This window comes from Acinetobacter tianfuensis (assembly GCF_003611465.1).
GTDB classification, from domain to species: domain Bacteria; phylum Pseudomonadota; class Gammaproteobacteria; order Pseudomonadales; family Moraxellaceae; genus Acinetobacter; species Acinetobacter tianfuensis.
This window is the reverse complement of the sequence record NZ_RAXV01000020.1, coordinates 38587-58364: the sequence shown is the minus strand read 5'-3', so window position 1 is coordinate 58364 and position 19778 is coordinate 38587. Positions and strand designations below refer to the sequence as shown.

General features: G+C 43.3%; 16 protein-coding genes. 6 read left to right on the top strand and 10 right to left on the bottom strand.

Going from position 1 to position 19778, the window contains the following annotated elements:
• Window positions 1-32: 32 nt before the first annotated feature.
• The 5 genes from D7V32_RS17590 to D7V32_RS17705 all read right to left on the bottom strand — a co-directional run bounded on the left by D7V32_RS17590 (window position 33) and on the right by D7V32_RS17705 (window position 4697).
• A complete protein-coding gene (locus D7V32_RS17590; RefSeq protein ID WP_228200203.1) occupies window positions 33-725 on the bottom strand; it encodes a hypothetical protein in 693 nt (230 codons plus the stop codon).
• Between the two features lie 90 nt (window positions 726-815).
• Window positions 816-1796, bottom strand: a complete 981-nt coding sequence (locus tag D7V32_RS17585; protein ID WP_228200202.1) for a hypothetical protein — start codon at window positions 1794-1796, stop codon at window positions 816-818.
• A 269-nt stretch (window positions 1797-2065) separates the two neighbouring features.
• Entirely contained in the window at window positions 2066-2866 is an 801-nt protein-coding gene (gene blaOXA / locus D7V32_RS10175; protein ID WP_407641543.1) for a class D beta-lactamase, read from the bottom strand.
• A 138-nt stretch (window positions 2867-3004) separates the two neighbouring features.
• A complete protein-coding gene (locus D7V32_RS10170) occupies window positions 3005-4486 on the bottom strand; it encodes a GGDEF domain-containing protein (RefSeq protein ID WP_213072550.1) in 1482 nt (493 codons plus the stop codon).
• Window positions 4487-4574: 88 nt separating this feature from the next.
• Complete coding sequence (locus D7V32_RS17705; RefSeq protein WP_265936381.1) at window positions 4575-4697, bottom strand: hypothetical protein; 123 nt, start codon at window positions 4695-4697, stop codon at window positions 4575-4577.
• 1001 nt (window positions 4698-5698) lie between these two features.
• On the opposite strand from D7V32_RS17705, the gene omp33-36 reads away from it, so the two are divergent.
• Complete coding sequence (gene omp33-36 / locus D7V32_RS10160; RefSeq protein ID WP_120402771.1) at window positions 5699-6574, top strand: porin Omp33-36; 876 nt, start codon at window positions 5699-5701, stop codon at window positions 6572-6574.
• Between the two features lie 56 nt (window positions 6575-6630).
• On the opposite strand, the gene D7V32_RS10155 is transcribed toward omp33-36, so the two are convergent.
• From D7V32_RS10155 to D7V32_RS10140, 3 genes are all read right to left on the bottom strand, one after another.
• Complete coding sequence (locus D7V32_RS10155) at window positions 6631-7347, bottom strand: ion channel (RefSeq protein WP_120402770.1); 717 nt, start codon at window positions 7345-7347, stop codon at window positions 6631-6633.
• 202 nt (window positions 7348-7549) lie between these two features.
• Window positions 7550-9265, bottom strand: a complete 1716-nt coding sequence (locus D7V32_RS10145) for a cation acetate symporter (protein WP_120402768.1) — start codon at window positions 9263-9265, stop codon at window positions 7550-7552.
• A 1-nt stretch (window position 9266) separates the two neighbouring features.
• The gene (locus D7V32_RS10140) at window positions 9267-9599 is read right to left on the bottom strand and encodes a DUF485 domain-containing protein (protein ID WP_120402767.1); all 333 of its coding nucleotides are present in this window, start codon (window positions 9597-9599) and stop codon (window positions 9267-9269) included.
• A 186-nt stretch (window positions 9600-9785) separates the two neighbouring features.
• Here D7V32_RS10140 and D7V32_RS10135 point away from each other — a divergent pair, with 186 nt between their 5' ends.
• Together D7V32_RS10135 and D7V32_RS10130 are read left to right on the top strand one after the other, a co-directional pair.
• A complete protein-coding gene (locus tag D7V32_RS10135; RefSeq protein WP_120402766.1) occupies window positions 9786-13277 on the top strand; it encodes a hybrid sensor histidine kinase/response regulator in 3492 nt (1163 codons plus the stop codon).
• A gap of 423 nt (window positions 13278-13700) precedes the next feature.
• Window positions 13701-14468, top strand: coding sequence for a hypothetical protein (locus D7V32_RS10130; RefSeq protein ID WP_120402765.1), 768 nt, complete (start codon window positions 13701-13703; stop codon window positions 14466-14468).
• Window positions 14469-14531: 63 nt separating this feature from the next.
• Here the strand turns inward: D7V32_RS10130 and D7V32_RS10125 are convergent, their stop codons facing one another.
• Window positions 14532-15182, bottom strand: coding sequence for a response regulator (locus D7V32_RS10125; RefSeq protein ID WP_120402764.1), 651 nt, complete (start codon window positions 15180-15182; stop codon window positions 14532-14534).
• A gap of 376 nt (window positions 15183-15558) precedes the next feature.
• Between D7V32_RS10125 and msuE the strand changes: the two genes are divergently transcribed.
• From msuE to D7V32_RS10110, 3 genes are all read left to right on the top strand, one after another.
• On the top strand, window positions 15559-16290 hold the full coding sequence (msuE, locus tag D7V32_RS10120; protein ID WP_120402763.1) for an FMN reductase: 732 nt from the start codon (window positions 15559-15561) through the stop codon (window positions 16288-16290).
• A 31-nt stretch (window positions 16291-16321) separates the two neighbouring features.
• Entirely contained in the window at window positions 16322-17419 is a 1098-nt protein-coding gene (gene sfnG, locus D7V32_RS10115) for a dimethylsulfone monooxygenase SfnG (RefSeq protein ID WP_120402780.1), read from the top strand.
• Between the two features lie 281 nt (window positions 17420-17700).
• A complete protein-coding gene (locus D7V32_RS10110; RefSeq protein WP_120402762.1) occupies window positions 17701-18315 on the top strand; it encodes a riboflavin synthase subunit alpha in 615 nt (204 codons plus the stop codon).
• 76 nt (window positions 18316-18391) lie between these two features.
• Here the strand turns inward: D7V32_RS10110 and D7V32_RS10105 are convergent, their stop codons facing one another.
• Window positions 18392-19570, bottom strand: coding sequence for an acyl-CoA dehydrogenase family protein (locus D7V32_RS10105; RefSeq protein ID WP_120402761.1), 1179 nt, complete (start codon window positions 19568-19570; stop codon window positions 18392-18394).
• Window positions 19571-19778 lie beyond the last annotated feature (208 nt).

The following is a 19778-nucleotide window of genomic DNA, read 5'->3' as shown; positions in this document are numbered from 1 at the left end:
TCCCCTCTTTAAGAAAGAGGGGTTAGGGGAGATTAATTATTTAGTCTAGAAATCAAATAATTCATATAATTTTTATAAAAATCAGATTCCCTTCCTTTTTCTTCATAAATTTCAACAATCATCTGCTTAATTTTTGGATTTAATTCAGGCTTCATATGCTGATTAATCATTTGAGAAGCGACTAAACTGCTATTTTTATATACAAAACGCGCATCGTTCGGTATCTGTTCGAAAAATAGAATACGCCAATCATCTTTAGTCGCAATTTCTAAAGAACGAACATGCTCAGGATTCCATCCTCTATTAATTACATAGCTATGAACTACTTCTAGCAAATTAGGCAACCCTTCATATAAATGCTCTTCTTCATATTTATCAATATATTCATAAAATTCATTTTTTGATCGCTTAAAAAAGGCGAAATTTTCTATAAAAGCTAATTGATTTTCTTTTAGTTCTTTATTTATCCATTGATAAATTTTATCACTCAGTTCATTCGCTAATTCGACAGCGTCTAGTTTATTTAAAATTGTATAAGTAAAGTCTAAATTTTCAATGTCTAGAACCCCAATCAATGGCGATGTTCTATCAAATAATTGTTTAGGAAAATCAACATCAATTTTATTATTCCAAAACTGATCCCACAGTATTTTCCTCTGTTCTTTAAGTAACTCAAATCTTTCTGAAATCAATTCTGAATTAGCTAAATCGCTCAAAATATCCATATTTGATTGATCTTTTTGCTCGAACCAATTTTTAAACTGGATAAACCAACCATCAAAAGAACCTGTAAACTTGTAATGAATGTTATTGAGCTAGTTAAAAAGTTCATGAGTAATATCATTTAAATTATCATTTGTTGATTCTAAAATTCCCATTGCTTTCTCAGTTGTGAAATCTTCCCACGTAATTTTCAAAGAAATTCCATAATCAGCAATTAAATACCCCTGTAAAATTCGAACTAAAATAATTTCTTTTGTAGACTCTGCTACTTGTTCAGGTAGTTGTTCTAAAAACTGTCTATAAAGTTTTATGACTTTATGAAAAAACCTAAAATTATGAATTTCTAAACCATCAGCAAACTTCACCATCAAGTCGATTAATGGTTCATCCATATCTTTTGATTTTTCACGAATTAAAGGCTCAACGGAAGTAATCTTGATGGTTTCATCAATCAGTTTTTCTTTATAATCGGCATATTTTTCTTTGTTTTTGTCCTCAGTTTTACTTTCATCTAGAATCAAAATAATCTGACAATTCTTTTCTAGTTTGAGTTGGTTTGCTAAACCCATAACATCTTGAATTTGAAGTTTTTCCGATAACCTTTCAAAGTCATCAAAACAAATAATCGCATTTTTTACTTGAGCAAAAAGTAATGTCTCTATCAACCTAGAATTCGAGCTCACACCATAGTGAGAAAGCTGTATACCCTTAAACTGATTTAATGTGTTTTTTAAAAGCTGAGGTATCCCATAATGAGTGTGCTTATATTGAGAATGTGGATTCCAGCCAAGTTTTATGGCTACTTCATTCTTAAGAGCATCAAGACTTTCTATCCCAAACAACGAAATATAAGCATATTTTTTATTCTCAAAAACATCTACATGCTCTAATTTACTCGCATAATAATAGAAGCCTTTCTTCTTTTTATACTCTTTGACGGTTTGATTTTCTAGAAAGGTATTCCAAAAAAATGTTTTTCCAACACCCCATAAGCCTGTTATCGCTATTGCAATTCCCTTATTTTCATTTTTGCGAAAAATTTCTTCTAACCGTTGCTCTTGAGACTGATTCATTTTCTTGAAATATTAATAACTTGTATCCTTTATATCTGTAAAAAATAATAAATTCAATCACATGACAGCGACATGGATGTCGTCCGTTTGACTGGGGCAACACGGACGTGCCCTCAGTCAAACAAAAGCATTTTGCCTACGTTTGTGCTTTCAAAAGTAGAAGCATCCTACGCAATGGAAAATAAATACTAATGCAAAATGAAGAAATGCCTATTCAAAATTCAAAATTCAAAATTCAAAATTCAAAATTCAAAATTCAAAAACAACAATCATAAATAATGAAACACACCCAACTTATCCAACACATCCAAAGTCAGCCGCTTACGCAAACCCACATCATCCCCTTTACGCATATCCATATTTAAAGCAAAAGCCACCACCTGACCATCTGCTTTTTCTACCCAGCCCACATACCAACCAACTTGAGGCTCAACATCCATACCCCAGCCGCTTTTAGCATACAGCTTATTATCCCCACGGCGCTCTGCATACAGCATCTCTTTCACCTGCTGCTGCACCTCAGGCTTAAACGGCAGCCGCCCTTTTGCCAGCTGATACACAAATTCAACGTTCTGCTTTGGCGTAATTGTTAATGGGCCTTTCAGCCAAAACTCATCCACTTTTGAACCAATTTCAACACTGCCATAACCCATCCGTTTTAACTCAGACTGCATTAAATCTGCACCAATACGTCTAGCCAGCTGCTGATATACAGGCACAGCCGAAGCCTGCATAGCCTCACCCAAAGTTAAATCCCGCTCCCATGCTGGAATAAACTGAGGCTTGCCATCCCATTTAAACACTTCAGATGCAGTAGCTTTACCGTGCTCTAAACCAATCAAAGCATTGGCCATTTTAAAAGTAGATGCAGGAATATAAGCTGTATCTGTACGGGAAAGATTTGAACCATAAGACTTTATAGATTGACCATCAAAAGTCACAAAAACCGCATCAGCGGAAATCTCATTAAATAAGGCCTGAATATTTTGCTTCTGAACCTGCGCATATGCGGTACTCTTCGGCTGATCCTCAATTTGTGCACAGGCACTTAAAAACAGCACCGCTGACATTAATCCCGTAAATTTAAAACTGGTCATTTCCTGACACCATCCATGCGTTTCATTTAAGGCTATGTAATAACAAGCAGTATATAAAAAGGCGATACTATATTTGTATCGCCTTTTAGAAATTTTCACCGCATCGGTAAATCAATCAGAAATTGTATTGCGGCCTTTGGCCTTAGCTCTGAACAGCGCTTCATCCGCCTTAGCCAGCAGCCCCATCCAGCTTGCCGCCCCTATAGCAACACCAGCACTGACCGTTACACCCAGAGGTTCCGTCATTCCTTCATGCATAATGGTATGTTCAGCAACTGCACTGCGGATTTTCTCTGCAATCTGCATGGCATGCTCCAGTGAAACCTGTTCCAGCAAAATTAAAAACTCATCGCCGCCATAGCGTACCAGCAGATCTGAACTGCGAAGATTAGCCTTCATTTGCAATGCAGCAAACTGGATCACCTGATCCCCTATAATATGGCCATAGACATCATTCACTGACTTAAAATGATCAATATCTAATAGAATCACACAGCTCTGCTGAAACAGCTCAGGCTGCTGTTCAAGAACCTTTACATATTCCATTAATGCAAAGCGGTTAGACACTCCTGTTAAAGAATCTGTATGCGCCAGCACTTTCAAACGCAGTTCTAAAGCATCACGCTCTTGCAGGCGGTCTTCTAAATGATGAATCGCATCAAATAAACTTTGACTGAACAGCGGCTCTGTTACATTCTTGCCTGTATAAGCGTGAGCCAATGCCACCAGCTGCTGGCGCGCTGAGATTAAAGGCTCAAAAACCCATTTTTTAGCATAAACCATGGTCAGCAGCACGGTCACCAAACACAGCATGACGGTCAAAAGCGTATATATCAATTCACGGCGCGCAATCTTCAGCTGCATTTCGGCCTGCATCAAACTGTCTTGTAAAATATAATGCTGAAGCTCCACCACTGTATTGAACTTGCCTATAATATTTTGTGTCAGCTCAATACTGCTGAGTGAATAAGGACGATGATTTAAACTGTCCTGCAGCAGACCGTCGACCAAAATGAGGCCTTTTTCCAAGAACTCTGTTTTCACCGTCTGGTGCAGGCGGACAAACTGATCTGTTTTGCTGTCAGCAGGCTGTACGGTTGCAATAACTCCCCAAAGATATTTACTTTGGTGCTGCGTCTGCAGCGAACGGGCAAAATCATCTTCTGGAATAGCTTCATTAAAAGCCACTGAGGCAATAATATTGGATGCCGAACGTCCAGCCTGATCACGCAAGTCTGCCAGCAGTAAAATTAAGGTGTAGTAATGTGCGGTTTCTGAGTTTTTAGCATGTGAATAGCCAATCACATTCTGCAGCACAATATAGCTTTCATCCCAAGCCATAAACATCGCACTGATGGCAGCATCCATCTCGTCTGCTGTACGTTTTGCCGGCGCTAAATCCATATAACGGTCAACCTGCTTACGGCCATCCATTAAAGCAGCATAGGTTTGATGCTCCAGCTGATGCGCAGCTTGGCTAAATCCGGCAAATTTTAAAGCTTGCAAAGTATGAACAAAATACGCATCAACTTCAGCCCGCTTCAGCTTCAGCATCTCCCGATGCTTGACCAGCTCTTTCGGACTGCTGGACATAGCGCTGTTAGCTGGCCCGCGCTCTGCAGAAATTTGGTTAGACAGCTCAGCAGCTAATTTTAAGGTCTTAATTTCAGTCAGTGACTGTTCATTTTTTTTTATAGCTCTGAAAACTGGCGGCAATCAGCGGCAGGGCTAACATAAATAAAGACATGACAATAATCAGCATGGCTAAATTCAAGCGCTTACTGATTAATTCAGAACGCAACATCTGCATACCCTTCACGCTCCAAAATATTGTCAAAATAAAACGGCACACTGCTCACAATTAAAATTGCTGCCCCAGTACCGCTGCAAAGTGCATAGGTTATAAAAAAACTGTCTTTTTTTAAACCATATTGTAAGAATATATTTACAACAGCCCTAATGCAGTGCATAATGCACTGCATTAGGGCACTCTACATAATTCCTCAGCAGTTTATTTAGATTTCCCGCAAATTTTGGCGTAAAAAATCCCAGTTTTTTCTAAAAACTGGGATTTTTTTATGTTAGAAGAAAATTTTTTGAATAAATGATTTATATTTAGCACCACATTGGTGCATTTAATTCAACTCATTCCACTTCCCGCCACACCAAGTATTTTTTATACGGTCAAAAGCCCAGATAAAAAAAAAAAGCCCAACCTTGGGGAAAGCTGGGCATATAAAAACAAAAATTGTGGAGGAATTAATCACTCAAAATGTTGACTATGTGATTTAACTCTTAAAATTATCATAAAATTAATTTGGCTTGTAAAGCATATTAATGCACCAATATGTGAAATACAACACTGTTTTGCGGACAAATACACCATATAGCACATTTGAACTAAACTTGCGGATACTTCATAACCAATTTTATGTTTTTAATGTGATTAAAAACATAGAATTTCTATATTTTGATGTCCATAAAGCGTCAAAGTCCAATATTGATTATTTTTTAAACGCTTTTTATTATTTGTATTATAGATTAATGTGATCGGTTATTTCAATAAAATAAATTCCAAATCTAACACTTTCTTTACGTCAGAAAAGGTAAAAAATAAGGATTAACAATTGTTTTTTATCACTTTTTCAAAGGTTGACAAGTTTTTTTTCAGCTGAGTGAATTTTAGACAAAACCTTATTTATCATCTTCTTACGAAAGTAAACAATTTTAAGAATGTTGACTAAATGTTTTGTAACAATACAATGCTCACTGTTTAATCCATTTGTAATGTTACTGGTATTTATCATGAAAAAACTCGGTTTAGCCACTGCTCTTCTTTTAGCCATGACCGGTGCTCAAGCGTACCAATTCGAAGTTCAAGGTCAATCTGAATTCATCGACAACACTGTAAATGACAAAAACTTTACTGGTGCTGTTCAAGGTACTTATTACTTCAAAAATGTTGACTCTTCTAAAGGTCCATTGGCTGAAGCTGCATTTTTAAACCAAGCTTCTAACGTAGCTGTAGCTTATAACTATGGCGAATACGACGTAGATGCTGATCGTGAAGATTTGGTTTCTCACACTATTGGCGCTAAAGCTGAAGCGTATGTTCCTACTAAATATGTTCCTGTATACGCTAGCGCATCTTACAGCAATACAATTATAGACAACAAAAACAACCGTGCTGATGACCATGGCGACCGCTATGCTGTTGAACTTGGTGCTGTAATTGCGCCGAACTTCTTGGTTGCAGTAGGTTATACAAGCGTTGCAAACCAAACTTCTTATGACGCTTTCAACCAATTCAACAATGGTGTTGCTAAAGCAGCGCTTGAATCTGACACAATTGATCAAGACCAAGATGCAATCACTGCACGTACTAAATATGTTGGCGCGATTGACGGCACAAACATGTCTATCGGCTTTGATGCTGGCTTAGTTTACGGCGAAGAAACTGCTTACAACCTAGGCACTACACTTTACCTAAACAACAAACTAAGCGTAGGTGTTTCTTACTTAGAATCTGACCTTGCTGACATCGACTCTGCTATTGGCGCGAATGTGAACTACTTCATCACTCCTGCTGTAGCTGTAGGCGCATCTTTTGTTGACGCTAACGCAACTGAGTCTAACCGTGACACGCAAACTGTTGGCTTAAATGCTAAATTCCGTTTCTAATTCATTTAGACGCTGAATCAAAAAAAGGACACTGCGGTGTCCTTTTTTATTGAGGCTTACTCTGCTTTTTCTTGCTCAGCTGGCTTATCTTTATGCCTTTCTTCTGGCAAATGCCCAACATAATTCAATGCAATCAGTCGGGATACGACCAAGGCCAAATACATGACTCCGCAAAACATTTGCAGCATAGCCAACACTCGGGCACTGGCACTGATAGGCATAATATCTGACAGCCCTGTTGCAGACTGCAAACTAAAACTTAAGAACAGCAAATCCAGCCATGACTGCATATCCGGCTGTGCTGGATTAGCAAAACTTTGCGGATCTATCAGCTGGCAAACGCTATATAGAAATGCAAATCCCCACGCCAGCAGAGTAAATACTGCTCCAGCCGCAAAAAGTTCATCCATCGTCAAATAGCGGTCTGAAAACATATAGCGCAGCAGGCCAAATGCAGCGCAAAAGTAGGCTAATGCTTCAAATAGATGTGCAATAATTTGGATCACAGGGTTATCAGCCCCCATCAGTATCAAGACGGAAAAGATCATCGCGCAGCCAACGAAGCTTAATCCCAAAATGGTAAATACTGGCGTTTGACGGATCACTTTCGCAATAATCAGCAGCACTGCTGCGCCTAGCAGCCACAGCAGCGCCCGAAAGGATTGACTGTGATTGGTTACTGCAGACAGCACCAAAATCAGCAGCTGAAGCATCAGCAGCCATGCTGATGGCATCACACGCAGCCCATGCCAAAAGTCAATAAATGCCCGCATGCAAGCTTCCTCGTTTTTTATTCTAAAATTTTTCATTTTTGGCTGTTCATCACTGCATCTATATTCGCCTGATTTCAGCTTCAAATTAAAAGTAGCACAGCACGGCAGCAGCATAAAAAGCAGTTTTGTATCTTGCCGGCATCAGGCCTGGCTGAAAAACAAAAAAGCGCCCGAAGGCGCTTTTTTGTTTGCTGCATAGATCTTAGTGATCTGATGCGCCAGAGATGCCGATACCTGTTTGTGAACGTACAAACTGTGCATCAAATGCTTTACGCTCTGCTTGCGCCTGTGCTGAATTGTCGGTCACAGAGAACAGCCAGCAGCAGATGAACGCTAATGGCATTGCAAAGATTGCTGGACCATTGAACGGGTTAACTGGTGTTTCAGAGATACCGAATGTATCTACCCAAACTGCTTTAGATAAGATAATTAGAGTCACTGCTGTAATCAAACCAACCAAGCCGCCAATTACTGCGCCGCGAGTGGTCAAACCTTTCCAGAACATAGACAATACAAGCACTGGGAAGTTTGCACATGCTGCTACAGAGAATGCCAAGCCAACCATGAATGCAACGTTTTGTTTCTCGAATAGAATACCCAAGATCATTGCAAAGATTGCTAAGCCCAAAGTTGCAATTTTAGACATGCGAAGTTCAGATTCAGGCGTAGTTTGGCCTTTCTTGAATACGTTTGCATATAAGTCGTGAGAGATTGCTGAAGCGCCAGACAGAGTCAGACCCGCTACAACTGCAAGAATTGTTGCGAATGCTACCGCTGAAATGAAGCCCATGAACAAGTCGCCGCCCAATGCATCAGACAAGTGAACCGCAGCCATGTTGTTGCCGCCAACAAGCTCTAGCTTGCCAGTTACTGCCATTTTCGCTACATCAAGGAATTGCGGGTTGTTCGATACATAAAGGATCGCGCCGAAACCGATGATGAATGTTAATAGGTAGAAGTAGCCAATGAAACCTGTTGCAACAACCACTGACTTACGTGCTTCTTTCGCATCTTTAACGGTGAAGAAACGCATTAGAATGTGCGGCAAGCCTGCTGTACCAAACATCAATGCAAGACCAAGAGAAATCGCATCAATCGGGTTTGCAGCCAATTTGCCAGGACCCATGATGTTGCCCGCTTCAGCTAAGCTCACATCATTCACTTTTGAGAATACAGCAATTGACTGAGAGAACATTTCAGAGAAGCTGAAACCAACGCCTTTCATCACCATGAATGCCATGAATGTTGCGCCAGAAAGCAGCATCACCGCTTTAATGATCTGTACCCAAGTGGTTGCCAGCATGCCGCCGAACATTACATAAGCCATCATCAGAAGACCTACAATCACTACGGCAATATTATAGTTCAAACCGAACAATAGCTTGATGAGCTGACCTGCACCAACCATCTGAGCAATCAGATAGAAAGCAACAACAACCAATGAGCTGATCGCTGCCAAAGTACGTACTGGTTTTTCCGCTAAACGGAAAGACACCACATCAGATAAGTTGAACTTGCCTAGGTTACGCAGACGTTCTGCAACCAAGAACAATACAATTGGCCAGCCTACCATGAAGCCTAATGAATAAAGCAATCCGTCAAAACCTGACAGGAACACCATTGCGGAAATACCGAGGAACGATGCTGCTGACATATAGTCACCGGCAATCGCCAAACCATTTTGGAAACCTGAGATACCGCCGCCGGCAGTATAAAAGTCTGCAGTATTCGTTGTTTGTTTCGCTGCCCATTTGGTAATAAACAGCGTGAAGCCCACAAAAATTGCGAACATGATGATTGCATGCCAGTTCGTCGCCTGCTGTTCAGCAGCGCCTAAATCTGGACCTGCCATAGCCATGCCTGACATCAGCAGCGCTGGCGCTGCCAGCGCTTTAGCTTTCAATGAATTCCATTTCATCTTAGTGCTGTCCTTTTTCATGAGTGATTGCTTCAACTTCGCGCATCGCTTCTTCGTTTAATACATCCAGCTTATTATTCGCAATATACGAATACACGCCGCACAAAAGAAAAGACAGTACGATAATGCTCAGTCCTAGAGGCATACCGATGGTTGTTACACCGCCGCTCAGTGAAGTCATTAAAAATTCTTTGTTATAGCCAACAAGCAGCATGAAGCCCACGTAAACCACCAGCATGATGATTGTCAGTGTCCAGCTCAATGTACTTTTTCGCTTAACCATTTCTTTAAATTTTGGATTCTGTAGAATTTGCTCTACTTGTCTATCATCCATTCGCCTACTCCCATTCACGTCCAGCCATGGACGCATAATTTTTTTAATTTGAATTATTACCCTGTAAAAATAACAAGCTTAGCAGCCTTCTGTAATTTAGACTTTGGTCGTTAAATTTTGATCAAATTATTCTTGCTGCAGTCAGATACGGTATGATAAAGCCATGATTTATCTGCTGCGGAAACTATGAACAGCTGGCTCATAATGGGGGTATTGGCCCTCTATATCGCATTACTCTTTATCTGCGCTTTTTATGGTGAAAAACATGCAAGCCGCCTCAGCACACGCGGGCGGATGCTGCTGTTCAGCCTGACTTTAGGTGTTTACTGTTCGTCATGGACATTCTATGGCGCAACAGGCGCCGCTGTCCGCGAAGGCATTATCTTTTTACCGATTTATTTAGGCCCGCTGCTGTTTGTCGCTGTTGGCTATGACATTTGGCGCAGGCTGGGACGTGTCCGCCAGCATCATGCCATTTCCTCAATTGCGGACTTTGTTGCAGCCCGCTACGGTAAAAGCGGGCCGCTGGCCTCCTTAGTCACCATTTTAGCAGTCATTGCCATCATTCCGTATTTAGCACTGCAGCTGCGCGCCATTGCGCTCAGCGCAGCTGTAATTTTAGAACCGAACTCAGGCATTGCCGGCACCACCAACGGCGTATTATTCCTCACAGGCATACTGGCTATTTTGGCCATGATGTTCGGTACACGGCAAATTGCCAACACCGAACAGCATGGCGGCCTCATGCTGGCCGTAGCATTTGAATCTTTTGTCAAACTTTTTGCCTTAATTGCTGTGGCCGCCTTTTTCATGTTTGAAGCGCCAGGAAATCTGCATCAAATCAGCCAAGATGTTCAAGTTACATTTAAAGAAGTACAGATGTTTGGCGTCCCGCAAAGCTTTTGGATTCAGACCCTGTTGGCTGCGCTGGCAATCATCTGCCTGCCGCGCCAATTCCATGTGGCCGTCGTTGAACTGCGTGATGAAAAACATATTCGCGGCGCACGGCGCTGGTTTGCGGTATATCTGATTTTAACCACACTGGCCATTATTCCTATTGCCAGCTGGGCGCTGCATGCAGCGCCTGCATATTTGGCCATTCCAGATGTTGCTGTGCTGTCTCTGCCGCTCAGCTACAATCAGGATTGGCTGACCTTGCTGGCATTCTTAGGCGGTTTTTCTGCATCGACCGGCATGCTGCTGGTGTCATCCGTTGCACTGTCCATCATGCTCAGCAATGACCTGATCATGCCTGCTTTGTGGCGTACACGGTTATTGTCGCGCCATGACAAACGCCTGCCGCTGGTGCTGAAATTTACACGCCGGGTCTGCATTTTAGCCGTCATGCTGCTTGGCTTTATGTTCTTTCATTTTTTCAATGATATAGATCAGCTCTCTGTCTTTGGACTGTTGGCTTTCAGTGCAGTTGCACAGTTTTCGCCAGCCCTGATTGGCGGTCTGTACTGGCGCGGCGGCAGCAAACAAGGTGTCTATGCAGGCTTATTGACTGGTTTTGCCATGTGGGCTTATACCCTGCTGTTCCCAACAGTGCTGCGCAGCCTGCCCAAAGAGCTCCAAAACCTGAGCCAAGAAATTTTAACCCAAGGGCCTTTCGGCATTGCATGGCTACGTCCAGAGGCGCTGTTTGGTTTCCAATCTTTTGACCCGCTGACACATGGCGTAGTTTGGGCACTAGGTTTAAATATCCTGTTATACATTTGGGTGTCCCGCGTTTTCCGCCCCAGCATTGCTGAACAAATTCAAGCTGAAAGCTTCTTTTATTATGAAACGAAACCGCTGCCTGCTCACAGCACGTCAACAGAGATCAGCTACCTGCATCATGATGTTGCCCGCCTGAAAGTCGGTGACTTGCTGACATTAGCCAAACGCATTACTGGCGATGGCCCTGCAGCGCGAGCTTTTGAGCAATTCTGCCTGCAAAATAACGTTACACTGAATGAAAACAGCAGCGCCAACGGCATGTGGTGGCGTTTTACCGAACAATATTTAGCAGGCACCATTGGCGCAGCCTCCGCCCGTACCCTGCTGACCACAGCCATGGTCAATAACGGCTTAGCTCTCGGTCAGGTTGCAAATATCCTTGACCAAGCCTCGCAATGGCAGCGCTTTAACCAAAATCTGATCATGACCATGATTGACCATATGACCCAAGGTGTGTCCGTGGTTGATGAAAACATGTGTCTGGTGGCTTGGAATAATCAGTATTTAAAATTATTCGACTATCCAAAAGACATTGTGTATGTCGGCTGCCCAATTGCCGATCTGATCCGCTATAACGCGGAGCGCGGCGAATGCGGTCCGGGATCAGTCGAAGAACATGTACGCAAGCGCATTCATTGGATGCAGGTCGGCAGCTCACATGAGTTTGAACGTATCCGTAAAGATGGCCGTGTGATTCAAATGCGCGGCAACCCGATTGAAGGCGGCGGCTTTGTCACGACCTTTGCAGATATTACTGCTTTCCGTGAAAATGAAGCTGTCTTAGAAGGCCGTGTACAAGATCGCACTCAGCAGCTCGCCAATGCGCTGTCTGAACAGCAGCTGGCGCGTGAAGCTGCCGACAAAGCCAATATGTCAAAAAGCCGCTTTATTGCCGCAGCCAGCCACGACCTGCTTCAGCCCATGCATGCTGCCCGTTTGTTCAGTACTGCTCTTGAACAAAGCGTGCAAAGTGCAGATGATCTGAAAACCCTGCAGCAGCTGGACCGTGCGCTGCATGGCGCAGAAAGCATGCTCTCTGCGCTGCTGGATATTGCCCGCTTAGAAGGCGGTACAATTCAGCCTAAACGCCAGGCTTATCCGCTGCATGATTTACTCAGTGACTTAGAATTGCAGTTTAAATCGATTGCAGCGCAGCGCGGCATCAAATTCAGCGTGCATGATGCACAGTTCTGGATTGATACTGACCCGCAGTGGATCCGCCGGATTATTCAGAACTTTGTCAGCAATGCGCTGCGCTATACTGCCCGCGGCCGCGTCGTTGTCGGTGTGCTTCGTTCCGCAGACAAACCGAATCATATCCGTATTGGCGTATGGGATACTGGTCCTGGTATTGCAGAAGAACAGCGGATTAAATTGTTCCAAGAGTTTGAACGCTGCGGCCATACCTCCCCTTGGGGTGAACAAGGCCTTGGCCTCGGACTGGCCATTGTGCAGCGTATGACCAGCATGCTGCACTACCCTGTGCATGTCTATTCGGAATATGGCAAAGGCTCATGCTTTATGATTGAAGTGCCGATCACTGAAGCGCCTAAAGTAACGGCAGCTCCAGTACAAGCTGTGCCGCTGCGAACCAAAGCCTATAAGATTTTGTGTCTGGACAATGACGAAGCCATTTTAGAAGGCATGGCAACCTTGCTGACCAAATGGGGCTATCAGGTGTTTAAAGCCACAGAACCTGAACAGGCGCTGGAAATGATTCAGCAAGAAAACATTCAGGTCTGGCTGGTCGATCAGCACTTAAACAACAGCAAAATCGGACTGGATTTCATTATGCAGAACCGTCAGGAAAATGTACCGGCAGCGCTGATTACAGCTGATTCTGACCCAGAACTGCCGCAGCGCTTGAAAGAACTGAATATCGTGCTGCTGAAAAAACCGCTGAAGCCTGCCTCACTTCGTGCTTGGCTCTCTGGCTTAAAAATTTCCGGCAGCTAAGCCAAACATCCTTAAAACCCGCTCTTAAGACGGCCTATTTTGCAGTTAAATAGGCCGTCTTTTTATCTTTGTATCTGCCAATTAAACGCCTAAGTGGCGAAATTTTAAAAGCTATGTGCAAAAGCACTCATAATCCAGCTATTTTAAAGCTTATCGATTGGCGAAAATTATCAAAACTGCCTTGCCTATGGCAAAACATCACCAAGTTGTAAGTGAACGCTTGTACACCTAGTTACAATTATATAAACCATTGTTTTAATTTAATTATTTTATTATTTTTTTTAAAATTAATACTTTAGTCGTATATTAAAAACACAGTAAAAAGCTCTAAAAATAGGATAGATATTGATCAGCTTCCCAATGTATTTTCGCATTTTAACTCCATTTGAGGAGCTGATCTTTCCCCTCAATAGGAGTTACCGCATGAAGATTTATGACACTGTACCGCAAGGCTTAGACCAGACACAGCAGTTCCACCGGCAGTACGGCGCGAATGCCATGCTGCCTGATATCTGCTGGACGGAAGTCTTTCAGCACAGTAAATTGCAGGATGAGCATCTGCAGGCGCTGGATGCGCTATATCAAAGCGCGGTGCCTTTAGCGCTGCAGGTCTTTGACGAGCTGAAATTTGATGTCTTTGCGCCAGCCTCATACAAACCGCAAGGGCTTGGACTATTTGAGCGTCTGGCAGAACAGGAAAATGCTTTTTTGCAGCGTTTGGATAATGAAGCGCAGGACCGTTCTGCGGCAGTACAGCATCAAATTTGGAGCATGCTGCTGCGCGGCGGCGCAGTACTGGTGTTTAAAGCATGGCTCGGCAAAGTCAAAACTGGACAAAATCAGCTCGATACTACCCAGTTTGATGAACTGTCTGATCTGCTGTTTATTAAAACGTCACCCTTAGCCTTGGCAAAACGCCTTCATGTAGATCCCTACTCAGAACAAGATCATATTTTCCTCATGTATGGCAGTGACGTGTATTTAGACCGTTTTAACAGTCTGGAAACAGCCGCGCTTTTTGTGGACTTAGGTGTATATGACCCTGCATTTTTAAGCCTTCGCGATGACCGTGTTGCGGCCTATTTAACAGAACGCGGTTACGTGACAGATGAACAGATTGATGAGCTGCAATGCGCTCTGAATCCGCTATTCTGCACCGATGCAACTCCAAAACAGGACTGCATTGCCTAATGCACAAAGAATAGGCGGATAAAAAAAGACCTCCGATGGAGGTCTTTTTTTATAAGGTCAGCCTTACATTTTCTTTTCTTCAATATTCAAAGCATTAATTGCCAGTACTGCTTGGGTACGGTTTTGAACGCCCAGCTTACGGAAAATCGCTGTCACATGCGCCTTAATCGTAGCTTCAGACACATCCAATTCATAGGCAATTTGCTTGTTCAGCAAGCCTTCCGCAACCATCATGAGTACACGGAACTGCTGCGGTGTCAGCGACTGGATACGTTCAGCCAATGCCGTTTCATCTGCTGCACGCGGATCAAAGCTCGATGCGGACGGCAAATTCGGCGGCAGCCAAATATCACCTTCCAGCACTTGGCGGATCGCTTCGCCAATATGACTCGGATGAGCCGATTTTGGAATATAGCCCATTGCGCCATGCGCAATTGCACGGTGAATAATTGATGCTTCTTCATGCGCAGAAACAACAATAATTGGAATAGCAGGATATTGCGCGCGTACATGCACCAGCGCTGAAAAACCAGAAGCGCCCGGCAAGTTCAGATCAAGCAATACAAGATCGGGTTCTGCGCCGCTTTCCAAGCGTTCATAAAATTCGTTTACTGCAGCCGTCTCATGAATCTGAGCTTGAGGAAGGCTATAACGGACAGCCTGAATCAAAGCATGACGAAATAGCGGATGATCATCAACGATTAAAATATTCATAAGCAGCGTGAGAGATCTTGTGCACAATTGTCCTATTCTAACCATACAAAGCCTGATATGGATATGCACGAAGCGACTATTTTTATAAGAATATGCTGTTTTTTAGCATCAATTGAGCCGCTTTTTAATAATTTCGCTATTTATGGATTTCTATTCACATTTTTATATAAATTTTATCCATTTTTAGAAAAATCTTATCCTTTAAAAATATAAATATACATTTCAACTAATTAAATGGGCGAATCACGGGTATTTCCGCCTGCTGCTCACATATCTAAAAAACAGATAAGGTTTCGCCTTTTGCTTATTTTACACATATAAGCCTGTCGGGATTAATAACCGTATTCCAAGCCAAATCCAATTTTCAGGTTAAAAAATGTCTAATTTAAACGTGCAAAAACCGCTTAATATTGTTGCTGTATCCGGCGGCCTAAATACCCCTTCAAAAACTGAAGCCTTGGTACAAGCCATTATTAATGAGCTGGGTGAAGCAATCCCAATCAATGTTCACTTTATTAAATTCAGTGAAATTGGCCGCTTGCTGGGCGGCGCGATTTACCGCAATCAATTGCCGCAGCGCGTACAGGATGATTTAGCTGCTGTAGAAGCGGCTGATGCGCTGATTGTCGGCACACCCGTTTACCGCGCCTCATTCACTGGCCTGTTCAAACACTTCTTTGACTTTGTCGAGCAAACTGCGCTTGTCGATGTACCAGTACTTTTGGCGGCTTCTGGCGGCAGCGAACGTCATGCCTTAGTGCTTGAGCATCAATTGCGCCCTTTGTTCAGTTTCTTCCAAGCGCAAACCCTACCTATTGGCGTGTATGCAACCGATAAAGATTTCACACCTGAATACACCATTCACAGCGGCTTGCTTCATGAGCGCATCACTTTAGCTGTTGCGCGCGCGCTGCCAATTTTGGAATGGGCGCCCGCCAAAGGCCAGCGCGCTGAAGCCATCAAAGAAAAATCACAGCTGGCCAATCAAAACTTAGGCATCAACAAACAAATTGAGCAAGAAGAAGTGCTGCCGTCTGCAGCGGTCCCTAGCCTAGATGCGGCTGAAGCGCGTCTGCATCATAAAAAGCCAAAAGCACATGTGGCATAACACATATAAAAGACATTCAGAGGATTCAGCCATGTCTCAGTCAGATCAAATTACATTTGCCTATTGGGTGCCAAATGTCAGCGGCGGTCTTGTGGTCAGCAATATTGAACAGCGCACAGACTGGAGCTATGACTATAATGTCCGTTTAGCGCAAGCCGCCGAAAACAGCGGTTTTGAATACGCCCTGACGCAAATCCGTTTTACTGCCGGCTACAATGCAGAAAACCAGCACGAATCAGTCAGCTTCAGTCACGGCATTTTAGCCAAAACTGAACGCCTGAAAGTCATTGCCGCGATCTTGCCTGGGCCATGGAAACCTGCGCTGGCAGCTAAACAGCTAGCAACCATTGACCATCTTAGCAATGGCCGTATTGCGATTAATGTAGTCAGCGGCTGGTTCCGCGGTGAATTTGATGCCATTGGCGAAGCATGGCCTGAGCATGATGAGCGCTATGCGCGTTCTGAAGAGTTCATCCGCAGCTTAAAAGGTATTTGGACACAAAATAATTTTAGTTTTGACGGTAAATATTACCAATTCAAAGACTACACCTTAAGTCCAAAACCGCTGCAAAAACCGCATATTGAAATTTTCCAAGGCGGCAGTTCACGGGCGGCCCGCGATATGGCTTCACGTGTTTCAGACTGGTATTTCACCAACGGCAACACGCCTGCAGAACTGAAAAAGCAAATTGATGATATCCGTGAAAAAGTGAAAGCCAACGGCCACAGTGTCAAAATTGGTGTGAATGCATTCATTATTGCCCGCGATACGGAAGAAGAAGCGCACGCGGTACTGCAGGAAATCATTGATCAAGCGAATACTGAAGCCGTCAATGCCTTTGGTGAGGCTGCCCGCGAAGCTGGCGCCGCCACAGCCGAAGGTGAAGGCAACTGGGCAAAATCAACTTTTGAAGATTTAGTGCAGTATAACGACGGCTTTAAAACCAATCTGATTGGCACGCCGCAGCAAATTGCTGAACGGATTGTCGAGCTGAAATCTGCTGGTGTTAATTTAGTCCTTTCTGGCTTCCTGCATTTTATTGAAGAGGTCGAATATTTTGGCGAAAAAGTGCTGCCCTTGGTCCGTGAACTGGAAGCGCAGCCACACCTTCCAGCCAAATCGGCTTAAAGATAATTGAAACAGCCGCATTGCACTCGAATCATAATGATAAAGGTAAATCAACTGACTCCCCCCTAAGGCTCGGCTTAGGGGATTTTTTATTTACCGATATGCCGCTGAAGCAGAAACACATTTAGATGCTGCGCAAGCCTGTTTTAAGCGCCGCATCACATCTGGGGCTATGGGCGCAGTCATCATGCTCTGCGCCAATGCATAAAATTTCAGCCTAGAAACAGCAAAACCGATTTACACTTAAAGCGCTCAGCATTCAGCTAAAAGGAAATCTGCAGATGTATACCGGCATTGTTCAAGGCTTGGAAAAAGTTTTAGAAATCCGTCAAGGTGAAGGATTTATCAGTTTAGTCATTTCCAATGATCATAACTTCTTTCATGATGTCTTCATTGGCGCCAGTGTTGCTGTAAACGGCACATGCCTAACAGCGGCGCATATTGATTTAGCCGCCAATCAAGTCCATTTTGATGTCTCGGATCTGACCCTCAGCCTGACAACACTGGGCAGCCTGAAAGCAGGCGATGAAGTTAATATCGAACGCTCTGCTAAAGTCGGTGCAGAAAATGGCGGCCACAATCTGTATGGCCATATTGAGGGTATGGCGCAAGTAAAACAGTTAAGCCGCTCTGGCGGCACGGTGCATATTGATCTTGAAATACCAAACGGCAATATCAAGTATTTCTTTCTCAAAGGTTTTATTGGGTTGAATGGCTGCAGCCTGACAGTCAACCGTGTAGATCGGGAGGCATCTGAAATTTCAATTGACCTAATTCCAGAGACCTTGCGCCTGACCACATGGAAAAATATCCAAGCAGGCGATGCGGTCAATTATGAAATTGATCAGACTACGCGCACCTTAGTCGATACATTAGAAAACATTCATCGCAAATAAACCGAATGCGGCATACGCTTTCAATGTTTAAAGATGAAAAGGGCTTCATACATGAAGCCCTTTTTTATACTAATCATTAAGAATAGAAACTCGGATCAGGGACTTTACCAGTCAGCACCCACTCCCCAACTTCTTGATACTTATAATCAATTGGATCATGCAACGTCTGCGTGCGCACATTACGCCAAAAACGGTCTAAATTCAGTTTGGCGGCGGTTGCTCTCGCCCCCATCACTTGAAAAATATTTTGCGTCACAAATAAAGACGTATTGGTGGCTGCAATTTTTGCAGCCGCAATCGCAATCGAAACTTCACCGCGCTGTTCAGCCGTTAAATGCCCGCCAATCTCCCAAGCCTGCTGCAAAATTTCAACTGCTTTATTTGCAAGTAAACGTACACCTTCAAGCTGCACATAAAACTCAGCAAAATGCTTTTGCGTAAAAGGATCATTCACCGCATTTTCAGCCAAAGACTTCGGCCATGCTTTTTGACTTTGTACCGTTTCTTTGGCCACGTCAAAAGCGCCTTCGGCCACACCTAAAAATAAATGCACAAAAATTAATTGGGCAATGAGCGGACGTAAACTTGAATATGGCGTACTTAAAGGCCCCGGATGAAGCAGCAATTCATCTTTGGCAATTTTGACCTGTTCAAAATGACTGGTGCCGCTGTCGGTTTGACGCTGCCCCATATTGTTCCAATCACCCAAAAAACTCACACCATCACGTGCCGTTGGAATCACGCCAATCAATAACTTCCCAGCCTCGTTATAGCCTGAACACAGCAAAATATCAGAATCAATTGAACCTGAACAAAAACTTTTATCACCCTGAAAAATAAACTCATTTTCTGAAATCCGCTGTACCGCAGTTCGCCTGTCTAAAGGATTTAAAGTATTGCCCCAAAACAAGTTTTCTTTCGCTGTTTGTTCAAACCATCTGCCGTATTGTTCAGGCTGTGAAAACAGCTGTACCGTCGCAATGAGTAAATGATGAAAACCGTAGACATGCGCAACTGAGCTATCTGCTTGCGCAATCGTTCGAATGGTTTGAAAAATCGTTTTCCAATCTGCGCCTTGCCCGCCATATTGCGCTGGAATAGATAGTCCCAACAGGCCGCTTTGACGGATTAAATCACGCTCTGCTTTTGGGTTTCCTCCCGCCTTATCCCGTTCAGATGCTGTCAACGCAAACTGATCTGCGAGCTGTTTTGCAATGTGAATTGGATCTGCCAAAGGCTGGTGCGGTGCGTTCATTTTCCTGTCCTTATTTTAGCTTCCATGAGCTTAGCAGACTGAAGCAAAGACACTTATCTGAATGCTTGCTGTGCTTATTCTTTACATAAAAATACCGCCTGATAACTCACGGCGGTATTCAACTTTGGGGGTAGTCACTCTAATCAGGAATATTGTTTTCAATTTACAAAATAATCCTTCCCAAGCTCCCTTTAAAAAAGGGGGATTA

Excerpts from the sequence above, each read along its gene's own strand:
- D7V32_RS17585 (WP_228200202.1), bottom strand. The coding sequence starts at position 1,796 with ATGAATCAGTCTCAAGAGCAACGGTTAGAAGAAATTTTTCGCAAAAAT.
- D7V32_RS10170 (WP_213072550.1), bottom strand. The coding sequence starts at position 4,486 with ATGTCCAGCAGTCCGAAAGAGCTGGTCAAGCATCGGGAGATGCTGAAG.
- D7V32_RS10155 (WP_120402770.1), bottom strand. The coding sequence starts at position 7,347 with ATGCGGGCATTTATTGACTTTTGGCATGGGCTGCGTGTGATGCCATCA.
- sfnG (WP_120402780.1), top strand. The coding sequence starts at position 16,322 with ATGTCTCAGTCAGATCAAATTACATTTGCCTATTGGGTGCCAAATGTC.
- msuE (WP_120402763.1), top strand. The coding sequence starts at position 15,559 with ATGTCTAATTTAAACGTGCAAAAACCGCTTAATATTGTTGCTGTATCC.
- D7V32_RS17590 (WP_228200203.1), bottom strand. The coding sequence starts at position 725 with ATGGATATTTTGAGCGATTTAGCTAATTCAGAATTGATTTCAGAAAGA.
- D7V32_RS10130 (WP_120402765.1), top strand. The coding sequence starts at position 13,701 with ATGAAGATTTATGACACTGTACCGCAAGGCTTAGACCAGACACAGCAG.
- D7V32_RS17705 (WP_265936381.1), bottom strand. The coding sequence starts at position 4,697 with ATGTTGCGTTCTGAATTAATCAGTAAGCGCTTGAATTTAGCCATGCTG.
- blaOXA (WP_407641543.1), bottom strand. The coding sequence starts at position 2,866 with ATGTCAGCGGTGCTGTTTTTAAGTGCCTGTGCACAAATTGAGGATCAG.
- D7V32_RS10125 (WP_120402764.1), bottom strand. The coding sequence starts at position 15,182 with ATGAATATTTTAATCGTTGATGATCATCCGCTATTTCGTCATGCTTTG.
- D7V32_RS10110 (WP_120402762.1), top strand. The coding sequence starts at position 17,701 with ATGTATACCGGCATTGTTCAAGGCTTGGAAAAAGTTTTAGAAATCCGT.
- omp33-36 (WP_120402771.1), top strand. The coding sequence starts at position 5,699 with ATGAAAAAACTCGGTTTAGCCACTGCTCTTCTTTTAGCCATGACCGGT.
- D7V32_RS10145 (WP_120402768.1), bottom strand. The coding sequence starts at position 9,265 with ATGAAATGGAATTCATTGAAAGCTAAAGCGCTGGCAGCGCCAGCGCTG.
- D7V32_RS10105 (WP_120402761.1), bottom strand. The coding sequence starts at position 19,570 with ATGAACGCACCGCACCAGCCTTTGGCAGATCCAATTCACATTGCAAAA.
- D7V32_RS10135 (WP_120402766.1), top strand. The coding sequence starts at position 9,786 with ATGAACAGCTGGCTCATAATGGGGGTATTGGCCCTCTATATCGCATTA.
- D7V32_RS10140 (WP_120402767.1), bottom strand. The coding sequence starts at position 9,599 with ATGGATGATAGACAAGTAGAGCAAATTCTACAGAATCCAAAATTTAAA.